Raw genomic sequence first — 18,431 nt, 5'->3', positions numbered from 1 at the left:
GCTACAAAAAAGAGAACATAATAGGAACCTCCAATATTTGAGTAAGGATGACGGCCATGCCATACATGCCGATCGCACGACCGCGCGCTGTAGAACTTTCAGGCACTTACTGGACACCACCGACGAGAGCGACAATGGCCGAAATCCATCCGCTTCTCATGGCGATCCTAATCATGCTGCCGCACCGTCAGGGCTGGAGCCTCTATTCAGCCGACGTGTACGACATGGGTTCTGGGGATCCTCTCGGCTATTTCGATATCGCCTTTGAGCCAACCACGCTACGAGCTTGTGGCTTCTACAATGCCGTCGGCTCGAGCGCAGTTATGCGGAGACCGATCTGGTTCCAATCCCATGGAAACGAAAACGACGTCGTGCAGGCCTTCTACCAACTCGTCAGAGAAGCTGGCCATGTCGACTAAGTCCTCAGAACGGCTGGACGTGGATTTTGAGGTCGAAGCCGCACTCGCCTTCCACGACGAAGATGCCAGGGCGGCCATCGCCACACTGCTCTGTGACATCAAGCATCTGCGCATGCAGCTGGCACTTGCCGAGGCCGCGATGAGCCACGGGATGACGCGCGGGTGGAAGCCAAGCTTTGAGCGGGAGCACTGATGCTCGACCGAACCAGCAGGCCACCCAAACCGAGTTTCGAGACTGCCTTCCGGAAATGGTGGTTTGCCCAAGGGCCGAAGTTTAAAGCCGCCTCGATCTCATCTTCGCGAGGACGTTGTTCCACGCAGGATACTCGTCCGGTCGCAGAGCGAACCTTGACCGATACATATTCACTGCCGGCCGGCTTCGTATCACCGTTTGGGCCGAGGGACTGTTGGAAGCAAAACGAAAGGCTATCGTAAAGGCGGGCGATCCGGCCGCCAAACGAGGTTGGAAACGACCCAAAGGTTGGGTTCTCAAGGAGGTATTATGAGTGACGTCGATCGCACAACATTGCAGCGCGCTCCCAAGCTCGTAGCACGGAAGTGCCATTGCGGGGATTGGGCAGGCTTCGGGTTCTGCAAAGGGGAGAACGAGGACTGGTGGTGTTGGAAGCACTATCCCTACAAGACGTCGGCACGCCTTGAGGCCGCCCTGGAGGCCGCCGAACTTGCGGAAGCGCTCGCCGCAAAAGTGGCGTGACGATCAGCTGGGCGGCGATCCCTCGATGAGTGAGACGAACGCCTCACACGATCGTACGCCCTTGTCGAAAAGCCCTCGACCATAGCATCCAAAGCTGACTCTCTGCGTGGTTGATCTCTTCTCTTCGGTTGGGTTGAGCCGCGAGGACTTAATTGACCAAAGTCCTTCCGCAACTTCTGTCCGTCAAAAAGATCGTTTTTTCAGGGCCTGGACAGCTGAGACATGAACGACATCGTAGGCGTAAAGGCAGCACTCAGACATTGCTCCATCGGCCAACCGAACGAGAGCTCTTACAAAGCTTCAACACGCTAAAGCGCCGCCATACCGCGCCACAGGACATAGACGCTGACGGTGAACACCACCCACCGAAAGATCCGGGCAAGCATGTTGCGATGGCAGGCCAGCCGGGCGGCAACAAGCGTGCCGATGATGCCGCCGCCGATGCCACCCGCGATGAAGTATCCGGCCGTCAGCCAATCGACAAAACCAGACAAGGCATAGTTGACGGCGGTTGTCAGACCAAACGTGCCAACGGCGAGAAGCGAGGTTCCGACTGCGTTGATGAGCGGCATGCCCGTGGCGACGAGGAGGCCTGGAACGATGAGGAAACCACCGCCTATTCCGAAAAAACCGGAACAGATCCCGGCGCAAAGCGCAATCAGGCTTGTTCTGCCGTGAGCGCCGATCGTCAACGAGTCTGCCGTGACGTTCGTATGGCTCGGCATCCCCCGCAGGACAAAACTTACGCCCATCATCAGCAAGCCAAACATGACAAGGAGGCTCTGCCCGTCGACCAGCTTACCTAGGCTTGAACCGAGATAGGCCCCAAGACAACCGGTGACCGCAAAGATTGTGGCGCATCGCCACCAGACGTGGCCCCGCAGCGCATGCCCCGCCAGATTAAGATACGCACTTGCCGAAACAGCGAGTGCGCCAGTTCCGATCGCCGTATGAACATCCCTCAGCCCAACAACATAGACCAGCAAGGGCGTTGCAAGAATAGACCCGCCTCCTCCGATCAGGCCGAGCGAACATCCGATAAGCGACCCGGAGCCAAGGGCAAGAAACAGCTGTGGGAAAGATGTATCCACGGATTTACGAGCCCCATACCGATCCTGTCAAAGCATCGAGTGGAATCTTCAGGTAGCGCCTGCCATTCTCCTCGAGGTCTGGCAGTTCCCCTCCCCGGATATTGACCTGCAACGCATGCAAGATGAGCTTCGGCATCGGCAAGGTTCTGTCGCGGTCTTCCCTAAGACGGACGAAATCGCTCTGCGAAAGACCGGCGACGTGGGAATTTTTTGCCCTTTGCTCCGCCACTGAACTTACCCATAGGGCCATGCGGCCTCCCGGTCGGTAATCGTGGCCGGTAAAAAGCCGCGTCTCGTCGGGAAGGCGCAGGATATCCTGGATCGTTTGCCAGAGCCTGGATGCGCTGCCTCCCGGGAAATCCGCCCGAGCCGAACCGCTATCGGGCATGAACAGGGTATCGTGGATAAAAGCGGCATCGCCGATGATATAGCTGATCGACGCCAGTGTGTGTCCTGGCGAATGCATGACACGGACACCGAGATCACCCACCTTGAATATCTCGCCATCGCAAAGCAGCCGGTCCCACTGGGATCCGTCGCAGACAAGGTCCCGCAAGTTATAGATGCTCCGCCAGATCTCCTGGACTTGCCTGACATGTTCACCGATCGCGGTCGGCGCTCCGGTTTTCTCTTTGAGATAGCGAGCTGCCGAAAAATGATCCGCATGAGGATGGGTATCGAGGATCCATTCCGGCTTCAGGTCATGGCGGGCGATATAGTCGAGGATAATGTCCGCATTCGACGTTGCCGTCGATCCGGATTTCTCGTCAAAATCGAGAACCGGATCGATAATGACACATCTGCGTGTACTCGGGCAGGACGCAACATACTGAACGCTGCCCGTGCGTGGATCGTGGAAGCCCGCAACGTCAGGCGCTTGCATGGGCCGTACCTTGCAGGCCTACGCGTGGAATGAAGATAGCTCGGCTCTTGTCGACGTCGTAGTCGGCTTCGAAGAGCGTTGCGTCGGTCGCGATCTTCGCCACGGAATCGAGAATGAACTGCACTTTTTCGTCCGAAAGAAGAACGCTAAAGTTCAGCCGAATGAAACCAGGCTTCCTGATTTCATCACCGGAGAGGATGGCCTGCCTGATCTCTTCCGACTGCTCCTCATCGATCTCCAGGAGCCGATGCACATACGGGCCGGCACAGGCGCAGCCGCCCCGAGCCTGGATGCCAAACCGGTCACTCAGCATGCGCGTTACCAATTGCTGATGCACGTAGCCGCCCTTTCCGTTCCTCACCCTGAAAGAGAAGATCGGAAGTCTGTCAGGTTCAGACAGGCCAAGAAGTTCCAGGTGTGGGACGTCCTTCCATGCGCGGAACGCCCGTTCCGTAAGGTCGCTGTTGCGTGCGGCCATTCTGGTCGTTCCGATTGCGTCCTTGACGAGAAATGCCAACGCTGCCCTGATATCACCGACAACATTTGGTGTTCCGGCTTCCTCGCGCGATTCCAGACTATCGGAATAATCATGCGTTTGGGATGACACGAACTTAACTGTACCGCCACCGGGCCACGACGGTTTGCGTGTCGAAACACTGTCACGACGAACGATCAGGATTCCTGAAGCACCTGGGCCACCAATGAACTTGTGTGGCGAAACGACGATGGCGTCGATCTCGGCGCCTTGCGCCGGCGACATTGTGATCGGCAGATAGGGACCTGCGCCTGCATAGTCCCAAATCATCGTAGCGCCGGCTGCCTTGACGGTCGCGGTGATGGCCGCGACATCGCTGGTGATGCCACTGATGTTCGATGCAGCAGAGAGCGAGCAAATCGTCAGATCGGATGATCCCTTTCGAAGAGCATCCTCGAGATCGGCAAAATCTGGTCCCCCGGTTGGACTTTCGGCAAGTTCTACAATCTCGGCACCGCTTTCCCTCCAGGGCAAGATGTTGGAGTGATGCTCATAGGGTCCGAGGATCACGCGAACCCGCTTGCCTGCAGCAACGGCTTCACTGAGGCCAAACAGTTTGACGAGGCGGTTAATCCCAGCCGTAGCGCCCGAGCCTGTGAATACGACCGCGTGCTGATCGGTTGCTCCGCAGGACTTGCCGATCACGGCACGTGCTTCCCGCCGCAGCCGCGTCATGAAGCCTCCGCAGTAGGAGGCCTCCGTATGGCTGTTGGCATAATAAGGAAGTACTTCGTCCAGGACAAAGCGCTCGACCTGATGGAGTGCCCGTCCGGACGCGACGTAGTCGGCGTAGATGAGCTCCTTTTCCCCATAGGGCCCGACGATCCTGGCGTTTGATCCAACGAGACCGCCGCGAAGGGCCTCGATGATGCGGCCCGTGTTCAACGTCTGACGAAACTTTGAAAGAGTCGTTTCGGCCTGTCTTACCGGTGTCGGCGTGAAGTCCACGGTAACCCTCCCTTTGGATATTGACTGGGATCGTATCCTCCTTCACGATCAAAAAAATCACCTATTTTCGGGCCGTTTCCAGCAAATGTGGATCAAATGAACGATGCAAGTGCGAATCTCGATATTTTTGATCGCAAAATTTTAAGCGCCATCCAGATGGATGCAAACCTTTCCCAACGCGATCTGGCTGACAAGATCGGACTTTCTCAAAACGCGTGCTGGCGGCGCTTGCAGCGCCTGCATTCCATTGGTCTGATCAAGGGATCGCATACCGACATTGACCTTCCAGCACTCGGGCTCGACCTGACTGTTTTCGTGATGATCCGCACGCGTCATCATTCCAAGGACTGGAGTGAGGGGTTCAGGGCGCATGTCAAGCGGCTACCGGAGGTGGTCGATTTCTATCGGATCGGTGGGGACTGGGATTATCTGATCAAGGTTGTGACGCAGGGCATGAAGGGCTACGACACATTTTATCAGAAACTGATCACGGATTTTGATCTTGCCACCGTCACCGGGTTCTTCTCCATGGAAGCGATCATCAACAATCGCCCGGTAGACATCACGAGGCTTTGACGCCGCGCGAAACCTTGCCACCCGCCTGTCGGAACATGCGACCGCCGGAACGTTTGTACGACGCCGAGGGCGCGAAGTGCTAAGATGATAGCCGTATTTCTAAGCTATCAAAGATGAGCAGTTCCTAAATGGCGGACGATAGCGATTTCAAGACCAAAATCACGCAGAAGTTCGTGCCGGTCTGCGCGATCGGAGCATCGGCAGGCGGGATATCCGCGCTGCAGACTTTTTTCCGGTTGGTGCCGCCCGACCTTGGCCTCGCCTTTGTCGTGATCGTCCATCTCGCGCCGGACGAGCCGAGTGCACTCAGCGAAATTCTGTCTATGTGCACCCGCATGCCCGTCCGCGAGATCGACCATGCGCCAAGGTTGAAGGCAAACTGCGTCTTCGTCATCCCACCCGACAAAGAGCTTGTCATCGACGGAGACAGCGTTTCGGCACGCCCCTTCAGTGAGCGTCGGGGCCGCCGCGCGCCGATCGACATGTTCTTTCGCTCGGTCGCGGCCGCTCGCGGCGATGGCGTTGCCATCGTTCTTTCAGGTGCCGGTTCCGATGGTGCGCTTGGTGTCACGGCTATCAAGGAAGCCGGTGGCGTCATCATGGTGCAGGAGCCTGCTGAGGCTGGCTTCAACGCAATGCCGCAAAACGCTATTGCGACGGGTGCGGCTGACTTTGTCGCCCCCATCGCCCGGCTTGTAGAGCGCCTAGCCGAGGTGGCGCACAGCAAGGAGGCTGTTCGCTCGCTCGACATGGATGAAGGCGCAAACGACCTTCGGCGCATCGTTGCCCTGCTGCGCACGCGCACGGGCCATGACTTTTCCGCCTACAAGCGCGCGACGGTGATGCGCCGCGTCATCCGTCGCATGCAGGTTTGCGGCACCGACACACTCGCCGACTATACCGATTATCTTCTGACGACCCCCGAGGAGGCGCAAGACCTCTTTTCCGACCTCTTGATCTCAGTGACTATGTTCTTTCGTGACGAACAGGCATTCGAGGCATTGTCGCGACAGGCGATCAAACCCTTGTTCGACGCCGTCGACAGTGAGGGAGAGGAAAGTATACGGGTATGGGTAGTCGGCTGTGCGACCGGCGAGGAGGCCTATAGCATTGCCATACTGCTGCATGAAGAAATGGCCAGGCGGAGAGTGAAAGTACCGCTGCAGATCTTTGCGACGGATCTCGATGAAGGTGCGTTAGCCATGGCCAGGGAAGGACGCTATCCACGGACCATCGAAGCTGACGTTTCGCAAGAACGCCTTTCGCGCTTTTTCATCGACGACGGAAGCCACTATCGGGTTCGCACAGAAGTCAGGGAAAGTGTGCTATTTGCAAAACACAGCGTCCTCAAGGAGCCGCCGTTCATGCGGCTCGACTTGATCACCTGCCGGAACCTGCTGATCTATCTCGAGCGTGCCCTCCAGGCCCAAGTCTGCTCCATCTTCCAATACAGCTTGCGACCAGGCCGCTATCTTTTCCTGGGATCCGCCGAAACGGTTGATGTGGCCACCGATCTCTTTGCGCCTGTCGACAGGCAAGCTCGCATTTACAGTTCCCGTCCGCACAGTGGGCACCTTCCGCCAATCCTGTCACAGTTTGGCGCGCCCGAGCTGGCAAATGATCGATCAGCCTCCCTACTGCCTGAGCGAGCCACGCTCCCCGCTGCCCTCCATTTGGGCGCGCTGGAGCAGAGCGCGCCAGCAAGCGCCCTGGTGGACGACGGGCAGAATATTCTGCACCTGTCGCCTTCAGCTGGGCGATTCATCCTGCACTCCGCCGGCCCGGTTTCCAAGAGCCTCACCGCCGTCGTCAGGCCGGAGTTGCGCCTCGAACTTGGCATAGCCCTTACCCGCGCCCTCGAAAAAAGTGAGCCGAGCGTGACGCTTCCCACGGTCGTCGTTTTCGAACACGGGAAAAGACGCATTGCCATACAGGTGACGCCTATTAACAACGAGGCTCAGAAAGCCCCGCAGGCACTTGTCTTCTTTCTTGATGGAGGCGTGGTCTGGGGAAATGACGAACTCGACGCAATTTCCGACACGCGCTCAGACGAGGTCCGTCGCGTCTACGCCGAACTGAAAGCCTCCCAGGAAGCGCTGATGGTGAGCCGAAGCGGCCACGAGGCCCTGGTTCAGGAGCTTCGCGCCGCCAATGAAGAGCTTCAGTCGATGAATGAAGAGTACCGCTCCACCGCAGAAGAGCTTGAGACATCGAAGGAAGAACTTCAGTCGATCAACGAGGAGCTGCATACTGTCAACGCCGAACTGAAGAGCAAGCTCGAGAGCATTTCGGCGGCACACAGCGATCTTCAGAATTTGTCGGCAGCGACCGAAATCGGGACCTTGTTCCTCGATCCCGAGCTGCGCATCAAGATGTTCACGGCACCGGTCGCCGAGTTGTTCAATATAACCAAGCACGACATTGGCCGTGCGATCACAGATTTTACCCACCAGCTCGATTACGACAATATCGAGACTGATGCTCGAAAGGTTCTGGCGCACCTTATTCCAATAGAGAGGAGCGTCGGCAGCCTCCGGGGCAACCACTACTCTATGCGTCTGCGGCCTTATCGGACTGTCGAAGACCGGATCGATGGCACTGTGGTCACATTTGTGGACACAACGGACCGGACTCGCGCCGAAATTGCTCTCTGGATAAGCGAGGACCGGCTGCGGCAGTTTGGTGAGGCATCCCAGGACATCCTCTGGATCCGCGACGCCGAGACTTTCCAGTGGTCCTACCTCACGCCGGCATTTGAGGTCATTTACGGCCTCGATCGCGAGGCAGCGCTTCGCGGCAACAATATGGTCGGGTGGCTTGAATTGATCGTTCCAGAGGACCGTGAGGTTGCGGCGGAAAATCTCAAGCGCGTTCGCAACGGCGAATGGGTAACGTTCGAGTACCGAATTCAAAGGCCATCTGACGGCGGCATTCGTTGGCTGAGAAACACCGACTTCCCAATCAAGGACGACACCGGACGAGTGGTCCATATCGGCGGCATCGGCCATGACATCACCGAGATCAAGAAGGTAGAGGAAGCGCTTGCTGCGGCCGAAGTGCGCCAACGCGCCCTGCTCGAGGGGATACCTCAGCTCGTATGGCGCGGAGTTGACGGAGGACAATGGACGTCGGCGAGCCCGCAATGGACGGCCTTCACCGGTCAGACGGAAGAGGATAGTCGCGGGACGGGCTGGCTGGAACAGCTACACCCTGACGACCGTGAAATTGCGCAGAACGCTTGGCTTGAAGCGCTGGAATCGGGTGGCTTCGAGGTTGAATGCCGCATCCGACAGGCAGGCACCGATAATTATCGCTGGTTCCATACCCGCGCGACCCCGGTGCGCGACGCGACAGGAGGGGTCATTGAATGGCTTGGCACCTCGACTGACGTCGACGACCTTAGAGGCATGCAGGCTCGTCAGGAAGTGCTGGTCGCCGAGCTTCAGCATAGAACCAGAAACCTTTTGGGCGTGGTTCGATCGATGGCCGACAAGACTGGGCGCGCGAGCAGCAGCCTCGAGAATTTCCGCAACCGGTTCCGCGATCGGCTGGAGGCCCTGGCCCGCGTTCAAGGCCTGCTGTCGAAGCTGAGTGACCATGATCGCGTCAGCTTCGATGCGGTTGTCGAGACTGAACTCTCGGCCATGGGCGGTTCCGGCGATCGCGTCACCCTTGAGGGACCGCGCGGTGTGCGGTTACGCTCGTCCACGGTGCAGACCCTGGCAATGGCAATTCATGAGCTTGCAACGAACGCCATCAAGTATGGCGCTCTTGGACAGCGCAACGGCAAGCTCTGCGTAACCTGGGCGCTTGAAGAAGTGGGACCGGACGGTCGGCCATGGCTGCACATTGATTGGCTAGAGCGAGGCGTCAGCATGCCGCCGGCAGGACCTGCACCCCTCGGCACCGGCCAGGGGCGGGAACTGATCGAGCACGCATTGCCCTATCAGCTCGGTGCCGAGACGAGGTTTAACTTGGGAACAGACGGGGTCCATTGTACAATTTCGCTGCCCGTTTCATCAACGAGACCTCCGAAAGAGACAAATGACGAGTGGACTCGATCGGACGATTGAACGGTAGCGTACCATTGCTCGTCAAAAACGGGCGATCCGTTGATTCGCGGCTCGCACCATGAAACAAAATCAGGATCCGCCTCTTGCAAAATTCGGAGGACCGCATGTCGATACCTGGTTTTCTGTATGGCACTTTCGACGGAAATGATCTTGCGATAATGCAGGCAGCGTTCGACCGCATTACGGCAGAGACGTGGTTTACATCGCAGGCAGATCAGCGCGAGAAATTTGCGCGATTGATCGTCGGTATGTATGCACGGGGGCTTGTCATTCCTGATCGCCTCGAAAGCGTGTGCCGCGCTCTCGCAAGAAAGCAATTCAGCCGCGATCCCCTTTCTGCTCTTTCGGGAAAACGCATTCTGCTTGTCGAGGATGAATATCTTATCGCTCGAGATGCAGAGGAACAGCTAAGGGAATTGGGCGTGGAGGTTGTAGGCCCGGTCGCCAATGTGGGCGACGCACTCAGGATCGTCGACACCGATGAGGAACCGCTTGACGGGGCGCTTCTCGATATCGCGGTCAATGGGCAGACCGTCTATCCGGTCGCCGCCTTTCTGGCGATGAGGCAGATCCCGTTTGCGTTTGTTACAGGATACGAGCAACGCCAGGTTCCAGCCTTCTATCGATCAATTCCCACTTTCCGAAAGCCATGCGACTGGGGCATGATGGCCTCTGCCGTCTCCAGTACTTGAAGCCCGGATTTCAGGCGGGCAAACGTATTACTGCCGCGCGGCCACGCCGCAGGCTGGATTTCGCCTCCGCCGTCAGTCGTGATGAGGCGCTTGATACGTGGTGTCGCGCGGCATTACGGCTTCAGTTCCCCTTCAAGCTCCCTGGGTAGTAAAATCCTTTCACGGTGGAGCAGCGTAGGGCGTGATCTGGACAAGTGCTTCCCAGAAGGATGACGCAGAAATCGAGTGTCGACGTCGCTTGTGCCGAGCCTTCTTTTTTGGGTTTAAATGAAGCTGGCGCCTCCCCCGGACCGAGCGTGCTGCCGTCGCCTATCCCAGAATGATCAGATCGACACTCATCGAATAAGATGACATGGGGTCGGCCGGCAGGAGATCACCGGACGCGGCAAGGAAGGATGAAGGATTGTTCGGCACACCTGATCTTTTTCCAGATGGCCAGATCCAGGAACATGTCCCGGCATCGACGATCGCCCCCGCCGACCCGGAACGGCATTGCCGGTGACCGGTCGCGCCGCTCAGAAAGATCCAGGGGCGATGAAGTGGCGACCGTTCGACTTCAAGCGCAAAGCTCAGCGCCCGATGCTCGTTGCTCTGCCCTTTTTCCGTCCGACAGAGAATGATCGCAACAGGCCCTTCTATGTACGCAGCACTCCTTGCCTGTGCGACCAACTCGCTCGTAGTGACCGATTTGACATGAGGAATGGCTGCGTGTGGCGCCAATACAGTTTCGAAGTATCGGACTGCGGCCCTGCTGACTGCACCGAGACAGGCAAGCTGCGCGGTTCGCGGATGAAGCTGGACCGTTCCCGACACCGCCGACGCCAGCGCATTGACCCCCGTCGTGAAAAGCTGCTTCGCGATCGTGCGCATTTCGATGATCGTCTGCGCCGAGCACTCGTGAGACATCATTCCCGTTCCTCCCGCAAGGTGGCGCTGCAGTCCATTGATCTGAGCTATTGGATAAGGATGGCGCGGAAATCGTTGACGTTGGTGCCGGTCGGTCCCGGCACAAAGAGATCGCCGAGTGCGTTGAAGGCAGACCAGCTGTCATTGTTGGCCAGGAGTTTTGCTGGATCCCGCTGTTTCTCGAGAAGCCGTGTCACCGTTGTGCCGTCGGCAAAAGCTCCGGCATTGTCTTCGGAGCCGTCGATACCATCGGTATCGGCGGCAAGCGCCGAAACGGACGCCAAACCGTCTATGCGGCGAGCCAAGGAAAGCAGAAACTCGCCATTTCGCCCGCCCTTTCCGTTGCCTCTAACCGACACAGTGGTTTCGCCGCCGGAAAGAATGACGACTGGTTTTCGAAAAGGACGGTTGCGGCGCACCACTTCGGCCGCGATCGCGGCATGCACGCCGCCGACCTCCGATGCCTCCCCTTCAATCGCATCGGAAAGAATGACCGCCTCGACACCAAACCTACGTGCTGTCTCAGCGGCAGCTTCCAGCGAGGTGGAAGCCGATGCAACGAGCCTTGCCTCATTGCCTGCGAAGCGGGCATCGGTTGGCAGCAGTGCATCGCCATTGCCATGGCTGATATAGCGTATAACGGCATCGGGCAGATCGAGGCGGTAGTGATCGATAAGGCGGATTGCATCGAGACGGGATGTGGTGTCCGCAATGGTCGGGCCAGAGGCAACGAGAGCGAGATTGTCGCCAGGAATATCCGAAACGACAAGTGAAACGACGCGTGCCGGATAGGCAAGTGCAGCGAGCCGGCCGCCCTTGATGCGTGAAATCTGCTTGCGGATGGCATTCATGGCGCTGATTGGGGCGCCTGATGCGAGCAGTATCCTGTTGACCGCCACTTCGTCGGCAAGCGTCAGATCGCCGGCTGGTGCTGGAAGCAGAGAAGAGCCACCGCCACAAATCAGCGCGACGACGAGATCGTCCTCGGTTAGTGCACGCACAGCCGACATCAGTCGCGCAGAGGCGGCAAGCCCGTTCTCGTCCGGAACGGGATGAGCCGCTTCGAGGACCTCGATACGGTCGCATTGAAGGGCATAGCCATAACGAGTGACCACGACCCCGGACACTGGTCCGTCCCATTGCCTTTCGAAGGCGCGCGCCATCTGCGCGGCGCCCTTGCCGGCACCGATCACCACGGTCCGCCCTTTCGGCTTTCCCGGAAGGCAGCTGGCGAGCACGCGGTCCGGATCGGCAGCGGCAACCGCGGCATCGAAAAGTCCTTCCAGAAAAGCGCGGGGGTCGGCTATGGCCGGCATTTGTTTCTCCACTGGTCATTAAGGCCTGGAACCCTGTTCCCGGCCGCACGGTCACGCGACGGGATGGTTCGCCATCCGTTCGAGCGCCCGAACGAGGCCGGAATGATCGAGCCCGCTGTCGCCATTTGCGACGCACTGATTGAAGAGTTCCTGCGTTGCGGCGGTATTTGGAAGCGAGATGCCGAGGGCCTTTGCGCCTTGCAGGGCAAGATTGAGGTCCTTTTGATGCAGCGAGATGCGAAAGCCTGGATCGAAGGTCCGCTTGATCATGCGCTCGCCATGCACTTCGAGGATGCGCGAGGACGCAAATCCGCCCATGAGGGCCGACCGGACGCGTCCCGGATCCGCTCCTGCTTTCGACGCGAAGACAAGTGCTTCGGAGACGGCCTCGATTGTCAGAGCGACGATGATCTGGTTGGCGACCTTCGTGACCTGGCCGTCACCACAATCACCCACGAGGGTGATATTTTTGCCCATTAGTTGGAAAAGCGGCAGCGCCCGCTCGAAGCTTGCCGGCGATCCACCCGCCATGATCGAGAGTGACGCGTTGTTTGCACCGACCTCGCCGCCAGAGACCGGCGCGTCGACGTATTCGGCACCGGTCGCGCGAACCTTCGCCGCGAACTCCTTCGTTTCGATCGGCGAGATCGAGCTCATGTCGATGACAAGCTTACCGGCGGACAGACCAAAGGCGACGCCGTTTACGCCGAAGAGAACATCTTTCACCTCGGGCGTATCGGGCAGCATCAGGATAATTGTGTCGACTGCCTCAGCAAGCGCGCGCGGCGTTTCGACGAACTGGAGGCCATTGTCGACGAGTTCCTGACGCGGCGCGATGGAAAATTTAGAGGTGACGATAGTGTGTCCCGCGTCCTGCAGGTGACGCGCCATGGGCGTGCCCATGATGCCCAGGCCAATAAATCCGACTGTTGCCATTTTCTAGCTCCTGATCTTGAGAATGCTTGCGCTTTCGGTCTGCTTGCTGGCAGCGGTTAGCCATGTGAGCCCCGCCTCGGTGGTTGTGCGCGGTTTGTATTCGCAGCCGATCCAACCGTCGTAGCCGAGGCCATCGAGCGCATCAAAGAGGAAGGGATAGGCGATCTCGCCCGTACCCGGCTCATTTCGGCCCGGATTATCCGCAAGCTGGACATGGGCTATCCGTTCCTGGTGTCTTCTGAAGGTGGCAATCAGTTCGCCCTGAGTGCGCTGCTGGTGATAAAGGTCGTATTGAATGAAGATGTTCTCACTTCCGACATCAGCGATGATCGATGCCGCCTGATCCGGACTATGGAGGTAGAAACCTGGAATATCGAAGCGATTGACCGGCTCGATCAGAAGACGGATTCCGTGTTTTGCCAATTCGCTCGCCGCGAAGGTGAGGTTTGCGACAAAGGTCGCCCGAAGCTCGTTGTCGGCAACGCCTGCCGGCGCAATGCCAGACAGGCAGTTCACCTGTTTGCATCCGAGCACAGTCGCATAATCGATCGCAGAAGCGATGCCGCGACGAAACTCTTCCATTCGGTCCGGCATGATTGCAATACCACGCTCCCCGTTAGCCCAGTTGCCAGCCGGCAGATTATGCAGAACCTGGGTCAACCCATGACAATCGAGAGCGGCACGAAGCGTCTCCTTGTCGAAATCATAGGGAAACATAAATTCAACGCCCTCAAATCCTGCTTTCGCAGCATGCGAAAAACGCTCGAGGAATGGCACCTCGTTGAAGAGCATGGTTAGATTGGCCGCAAATCTCGGCATGGTTTTTCTCTCTGTTGGAGGCAATTTCTAGCGACCGTTTCGCCCTATCCTGTTTGACGGATCGCCCGTCTCAATCCAGGAGGGCAAGTGTAGCGGTCGGCGCATCCTCGCCCCGCTCTGCGAGTTCGTCGAATTCCACAATGGCATTGATGTCGGTGCCCATGGCGATGTTGGTGACGCGCTCAAGAATGAACTCGATGACAACAGGAACCCGATGCTCGTTCATCAAAGCCTGGGCCGCGGTGAACGCTTCCTGGAACTCGTTCGGACTGCGAACGCGGATTGCTTTGCACCCCAGACCCTCGACGACGGCGACGTGGTCGACGCCGTAGCCTGGTACGGCATCACCTGAAGCGTTGATGTTATCGAAGGCAAGGCTCACCTCGAAGTCCATGCTGAACCCCCGCTGGGCTTGGCGGATCAGGCCGAGATAGGAATTGTTCACGACCACGTGCAGGTAGGGCAGTTTATGCTGAGCCCCGACCGCGAGTTCCTCGATGAGGAATTGGAAATCGTAATCGCCCGAAAGTGCGACGATAGGCCGATCCGGATCGGCCGCCCGTACACCGAGAGCTGCCGGCAATGTCCAGCCAAGGGGACCTGCCTGGCCGCAATTGATCCAGTTGCGCGGCTTGTAGACGTGCAGGAACTGGGCGCCCGCAATCTGGCTGAGACCGATAGTCGAGACATAGCAGGTCTCGCGGTCAAAGGCCTTGTTCATTTCCTCGTAGACGCGTTGCGGCTTCAGCGGCGTCTGATCGAAATGGGTCTTTCGGAGCATCGTGCGTTTGCGTTGGCGGCACTCTTCCGCCCATGCAGACCAGTCACGCAGCTTGCCGGCGACCTTCCATTCAGTCGCCACTTCAAGGAAGAGCTTCAGAGCGGCACCAGCATCGGAGACGATGCCGAAGTCTGGGGCAAAAACGCGGCCGATCTGGGTCGGCTCGATATCGACGTGTACGAAGGTCCGGCCTTCGGTATAGGTCGCAATGTTGCCGGTATGCCGATTTGCCCACCGGTTGCCGATGCCGAAGACGAAATCGGAAGCAATCAAAGTGGCGTTGCCGTAGCGATGCGCGGTTTGCAGGCCGCACATGCCGGCCATCAGTGGATGGTCGTCGGGGATGGCACCCCAACCCATCAACGTTGGGATGACAGGAATGCCTGTTATCTCGGCGAATTCGACAAGCAGGTCCGAGGCGTCAGCGTTGATGATGCCGCCGCCGGCCACGATCAGTGGCCGCTCGGCCGCATTCAACATCGCAACGGCCCTTTCGGCCTGGGCACGCGTTGCCGTCGGCTTGTAGGGTTCGAGCGGTGCGTAAGTCTCGACGTCGAATTCGATTTCGGCTAGCTGGACATCGATTGGCAGGTCGATGAGAACGGGGCCCGGGCGGCCGGACCGCATGACGTGGAACGCTTTCTGGAAGACAAAGGGGACAAGCGCCGGTTCCATGACAGTCACTGCCCATTTGGTGACGGGAGCCGCGATCCTTGCGATATCGACAGCCTGAAAATCCTCCTTGTCGAGCCGGGCGCGTGGCGCCTGGCCAGTGATGCAGAGGATCGGAATTGAGTCGGCCGATGCCGAGTAGAGGCCGGTGATCATGTCAGTGCCGGCTGGCCCTGATGTTCCGATGCAAACACCGATGTTGCCAGCGCGGGCACGAGTATAGCCCTCTGCCATATGACTTGCGGCCTCGACATGTCGGGCAAGGATATGACGAACCGACCCGCGCGCCTTCAGGGCCGAATAAAAAGGGTTGATTGCCGCGCCAGGAACACCGAAGGCACATTTGATACCCTCCCTTTCCAGCACCTGGACCGCTGCATCGACAGCACGCATTTTTGCCATGGGAAGTCCTCCAATTCTTGAATGCGAGCGTAGACCATCGGTTCAACGGTGCAACTGCAAAATGGAAATCATTCCCACCAAGTGGAAATAAACACATTCAATAAAACCCGAACAATGGGCATCGGGCGCAGCAATGGGTGAAGAGCAGCCCAAAATGATTCCAGAATGTCGAGGTTTTCTTCCAGAACAGCGATTAGAAATTCTAAGCCGAGTTATTGCCCTAACCGCGTGTGTTCGGGCTTAACATGAGCGCTGGGTGGCCGGCCGTCGGGACTGCACCAGTTGCGCGCACAATTCGATTTGCAAGAGATCGCCCAGGGGCCTCTGAGAACCGTAAATCGAACTGTGCTCAGGCGTTCTAGAAATTACCAAAGTGCAAAGCCGCCGATACAACTCTCCAAGTTGCGAGCGCCGATGCAATCCACGGGAGCCAAATCGAAGCGGGGACGCAAAGGAGATGAGTGGACCACCCCAATATCCGTTCAGGTTCTCGACCGAAGTCTCGCGCCGCTTTCGATAGTAGCCGAGACGAACGGAGCAACGCTGACGGCACTGTCGGATCGGACCGACATGGCAGCCTGGACACCATCGCGCGCAGGAACTGCTCTTCGGCGGGGATTCGCAACCTCCGCAAAAAAGGGTCATGTCGGCGTCCTCTGGCTTCGCGTTGCGCCAATTCTTTCGCGGCGGCATGACTGAATGGGGCGGCTTCTGGAGACCCTCGTAAGTCACATGCGCCAGGAAGAGGATCACGACCAGGGATAGAGGAACACGAAGGTGATCGGAACCGCGATTGCAAGCGACGCGCTACACTGCAGGATGACCTTCCAATCCCGCCCTTCCACCCAGCACCCTCTATTCCGCAATACCGACGGCCACCGACGTGATCCGGTTCCGAGTCCCCATAGCGGGGTTTGAAAAATGGGGAACCGGGAGGCGGGCTCATTCTGCACGTGGTCCACAGAGTCACGCGCTTCCCTTCTGCCCATGCTCTGCTCAGCGAAGGGCAAATCGGAGAACTAGTCCATAGTCCAGTACGCCCGGAAAGGCGGATCCTGACTCTCCGTTCTTCTCGACGACGGGAGGGCCGAGTCTGAGGCACCCAGTGATGCCGCGTTCCAGCGGGTTGGATCGAATTGAATGGTAGTCGGGGCGGGGATTCGAACCCCGCATCGCAGCCCGCAGGCTGGGGGCAACCCCTACAACTATCGCCATAGAGGAAATTGGAGAGCGCCTCGCTCCGATTATGCCCACGCCCGACTAGCTCGAAGCATATTCAATATGTAGCTGGCATCAATTCCCCCTTTTGGTTGTACCCTCTCAAAGGTTGAACCAACGGCGACGAGATCAGCCTATCCATCTGCTTTTATATTGCTGTCGTTGGCAAGGAAACCGCTGCGCACTTTCGAAAGGGCTACCGAACACGCCTTCGAACAGTAGCGGAATGTGATAAACGTATTTTAGCGAGTTGTCGAAAAATAGTCGCGGCTGCTTAGGAATGGCCCACCTGTCGCTGATGCCCATACGGGCCATTGCGCCGTCCTATAGGTAAACACGCTGCAGCATCTCTTTCACGTTGGGCGATGCCGACTTGTACCAAAGCCAGAGCACGCAGTTGCTTCCGACCAGAATGGCACCGATCCCGATGGCTTGGAAGATCACAAGTTGCTCTTCCTCGCAGCCTTAGCGGACATGGAAGAGTTGGCGTCTTCTCATTGATTATCGCTCTTAGCACATCCCAAAAGACTTCCGCGGATAGCGGGTAATTATGCTGACAATGTACTTCGTTGCCCCGTTCATTGGACGAAAGCCTATCTCCAGCGGGGCGTCCGGCTAACGTTGCGCAGCAACTCTCCCGCCGTTGCAAATCGCCCAAACAGTGTAACCAGCTGCGTCTCCTCCTCCGCAGAGATCTGATATCGCATGCAGAACTCACGAACGGCCAATATTTGTGTGCTCATGCATTCCGCAATTGCTGGTTCGACAAATTGGGTCAAGTGTTGGTCCTCCGTTTCAGTAATGTTCCTATATCGAAGTGGACATATTAGGCAAGCCTAATCCACAACGCCAGCGAGGGAAAACAAATACGGTCGGTCGCAAGGTTACTTCTTTTCTCAGGCACAATGAACTTGCTATTCCTGACGGCTCTGTGGAATGAAGGCCCTAACTTCCAAATCAGGCGCTCCCTCAGTGATCATTTCCGGCTTTGGACAACGGTCCGCAGCTGGATCCGCTCGCGCCAATTCGCTTTGCGCGTTAGCAATTTTATGCAACTTTGCGCCCGCGCGGGCTTTATGGGAGGGTCAACAGAGGACAATCCATGCCTAAAGATCAAGAGAACAACAGCCGGACTGCCATTGTTTTGGGTAACGGACCAACGGCAGAACAAGCCGTCACCTCCGCCCTTCTCGATGATATCGCCGCAGAAGTCACGTCTCCTTCACCACCAGCACTCGAGCGGAGCGATGTTCCCTCTCCAAGTGACTTTGATGGCAGTGGCAAAGAATTCGCAAACGTCGTGATGCTTCCGATGGTCCTATGGTCCGCCGGAATGTCTTGGGCGTTCTCGTTTTGGACGTTCCCCTTCGCTCGCACGGAAACGTCGAGAGATGATCTCTCCCGCCAGGTCAGGTGATGCGGGTAATCGGCGAGCTATCCTCGCATCCT

The 18,431-nt window shown here is 57.9% G+C and carries 14 protein-coding genes; 6 read left to right on the top strand and 8 right to left on the bottom strand.

Annotated elements, in window-relative coordinates; genetic code table 11:
• The first annotated feature begins 56 nt into the window (after positions 1-56).
• From RGCCGE502_RS19615 to RGCCGE502_RS19605, 3 genes are all read left to right on the top strand, one after another.
• On the top strand, positions 57-419 hold the full coding sequence (locus tag RGCCGE502_RS19615; RefSeq protein WP_040675174.1) for a hypothetical protein: 363 nt from the start codon (positions 57-59) through the stop codon (positions 417-419).
• The gene (locus tag RGCCGE502_RS19610) at positions 409-612 is read left to right on the top strand and encodes a hypothetical protein (protein ID WP_016555933.1); all 204 of its coding nucleotides are present in this window, start codon (positions 409-411) and stop codon (positions 610-612) included. Before RGCCGE502_RS19615 ends, RGCCGE502_RS19610 begins: the two co-directional genes overlap by 11 nt.
• Before the next feature lie 309 nt (positions 613-921).
• Positions 922-1,134: a hypothetical protein gene (locus RGCCGE502_RS19605; RefSeq protein ID WP_016555932.1), complete on the top strand. Its 213-nt coding sequence runs from the start codon at positions 922-924 to the stop codon at positions 1,132-1,134.
• Between the two features lie 308 nt (positions 1,135-1,442).
• Here the strand turns inward: RGCCGE502_RS19605 and RGCCGE502_RS19600 are convergent, their stop codons facing one another.
• Genes RGCCGE502_RS19600 through RGCCGE502_RS19590 form a run of 3 tightly spaced genes read right to left on the bottom strand, consistent with a single transcriptional unit; the run spans position 1,443 to position 4,591 of the window.
• Positions 1,443-2,225, bottom strand: a complete 783-nt coding sequence (locus tag RGCCGE502_RS19600; RefSeq protein WP_016555931.1) for a sulfite exporter TauE/SafE family protein — start codon at positions 2,223-2,225, stop codon at positions 1,443-1,445.
• 4 nt (positions 2,226-2,229) lie between these two features.
• Positions 2,230-3,108 (bottom strand): MBL fold metallo-hydrolase, encoded by an 879-nt coding sequence (locus RGCCGE502_RS19595; RefSeq protein ID WP_016555930.1) that lies wholly within the window; start codon positions 3,106-3,108, stop codon positions 2,230-2,232.
• Complete coding sequence (locus tag RGCCGE502_RS19590; RefSeq protein WP_016555929.1) at positions 3,095-4,591, bottom strand: aminotransferase class V-fold PLP-dependent enzyme; 1,497 nt, start codon at positions 4,589-4,591, stop codon at positions 3,095-3,097. The genes RGCCGE502_RS19595 and RGCCGE502_RS19590 overlap by 14 nt, the downstream gene beginning before the upstream one ends.
• A gap of 96 nt (positions 4,592-4,687) precedes the next feature.
• Between RGCCGE502_RS19590 and RGCCGE502_RS19585 the strand changes: the two genes are divergently transcribed.
• The 3 genes from RGCCGE502_RS19585 (at position 4,688) to RGCCGE502_RS34635 (ending at position 9,932) form a co-directional block, all read left to right on the top strand.
• The gene (locus RGCCGE502_RS19585) at positions 4,688-5,167 is read left to right on the top strand and encodes an Lrp/AsnC family transcriptional regulator (protein ID WP_016555928.1); all 480 of its coding nucleotides are present in this window, start codon (positions 4,688-4,690) and stop codon (positions 5,165-5,167) included.
• A gap of 128 nt (positions 5,168-5,295) precedes the next feature.
• A complete protein-coding gene (locus RGCCGE502_RS19580) occupies positions 5,296-9,240 on the top strand; it encodes a chemotaxis protein CheB (protein WP_016555927.1) in 3,945 nt (1,314 codons plus the stop codon).
• A gap of 104 nt (positions 9,241-9,344) precedes the next feature.
• On the top strand, positions 9,345-9,932 hold the full coding sequence (locus RGCCGE502_RS34635; RefSeq protein ID WP_016555926.1) for a response regulator: 588 nt from the start codon (positions 9,345-9,347) through the stop codon (positions 9,930-9,932).
• A 309-nt stretch (positions 9,933-10,241) separates the two neighbouring features.
• Here RGCCGE502_RS34635 and RGCCGE502_RS19570 read toward each other — a convergent pair whose 3' ends face one another.
• From RGCCGE502_RS19570 to gcl, 5 genes are all read right to left on the bottom strand, one after another.
• Positions 10,242-10,841 (bottom strand): hypothetical protein, encoded by a 600-nt coding sequence (locus RGCCGE502_RS19570; protein WP_016555925.1) that lies wholly within the window; start codon positions 10,839-10,841, stop codon positions 10,242-10,244.
• A 44-nt stretch (positions 10,842-10,885) separates the two neighbouring features.
• On the bottom strand, positions 10,886-12,154 hold the full coding sequence (locus RGCCGE502_RS19565; RefSeq protein WP_016555924.1) for a glycerate kinase type-2 family protein: 1,269 nt from the start codon (positions 12,152-12,154) through the stop codon (positions 10,886-10,888).
• Between the two features lie 51 nt (positions 12,155-12,205).
• Positions 12,206-13,090 carry a 2-hydroxy-3-oxopropionate reductase gene (locus RGCCGE502_RS19560; RefSeq protein WP_016555923.1) on the bottom strand — a complete coding sequence of 295 codons (885 nt, stop codon included), beginning with the start codon at positions 13,088-13,090 and terminating at the stop codon, positions 12,206-12,208.
• Positions 13,091-13,093: 3 nt separating this feature from the next.
• On the bottom strand, positions 13,094-13,909 hold the full coding sequence (hyi, locus tag RGCCGE502_RS19555; RefSeq protein WP_016555922.1) for a hydroxypyruvate isomerase: 816 nt from the start codon (positions 13,907-13,909) through the stop codon (positions 13,094-13,096).
• Between the two features lie 70 nt (positions 13,910-13,979).
• Entirely contained in the window at positions 13,980-15,764 is a 1,785-nt protein-coding gene (gcl, locus tag RGCCGE502_RS19550; protein WP_016555921.1) for a glyoxylate carboligase, read from the bottom strand.
• Positions 15,765-18,431: the final 2,667 nt, after the last annotated feature.

The organism is Rhizobium grahamii CCGE 502, from assembly GCF_000298315.2.
In the GTDB taxonomy this organism is placed as follows: Bacteria; Pseudomonadota; Alphaproteobacteria; order Rhizobiales; family Rhizobiaceae; genus Rhizobium; species Rhizobium grahamii.
The sequence above is the reverse complement of the archived record's forward strand: the minus strand, read 5'-3'. Positions and strand labels throughout refer to the sequence as shown.

Coding starts and splice junctions, on each gene's coding strand:
- RGCCGE502_RS19615 (WP_040675174.1), top strand. CDS start 57: ATGCCATACATGCCGATCGCACGACCGCGCGCTGTAGAACTTTCAGGC.
- RGCCGE502_RS34635 (WP_016555926.1), top strand. CDS start 9,345: ATGTCGATACCTGGTTTTCTGTATGGCACTTTCGACGGAAATGATCTT.
- RGCCGE502_RS19560 (WP_016555923.1), bottom strand. CDS start 13,090: ATGGCAACAGTCGGATTTATTGGCCTGGGCATCATGGGCACGCCCATG.
- hyi (WP_016555922.1), bottom strand. CDS start 13,909: ATGCCGAGATTTGCGGCCAATCTAACCATGCTCTTCAACGAGGTGCCA.
- RGCCGE502_RS19605 (WP_016555932.1), top strand. CDS start 922: ATGAGTGACGTCGATCGCACAACATTGCAGCGCGCTCCCAAGCTCGTA.
- RGCCGE502_RS19595 (WP_016555930.1), bottom strand. CDS start 3,108: ATGCAAGCGCCTGACGTTGCGGGCTTCCACGATCCACGCACGGGCAGC.
- RGCCGE502_RS19570 (WP_016555925.1), bottom strand. CDS start 10,841: ATGATGTCTCACGAGTGCTCGGCGCAGACGATCATCGAAATGCGCACG.
- RGCCGE502_RS19585 (WP_016555928.1), top strand. CDS start 4,688: ATGAACGATGCAAGTGCGAATCTCGATATTTTTGATCGCAAAATTTTA.
- RGCCGE502_RS19610 (WP_016555933.1), top strand. CDS start 409: ATGTCGACTAAGTCCTCAGAACGGCTGGACGTGGATTTTGAGGTCGAA.
- gcl (WP_016555921.1), bottom strand. CDS start 15,764: ATGGCAAAAATGCGTGCTGTCGATGCAGCGGTCCAGGTGCTGGAAAGG.
- RGCCGE502_RS19580 (WP_016555927.1), top strand. CDS start 5,296: ATGGCGGACGATAGCGATTTCAAGACCAAAATCACGCAGAAGTTCGTG.
- RGCCGE502_RS19565 (WP_016555924.1), bottom strand. CDS start 12,154: ATGCCGGCCATAGCCGACCCCCGCGCTTTTCTGGAAGGACTTTTCGAT.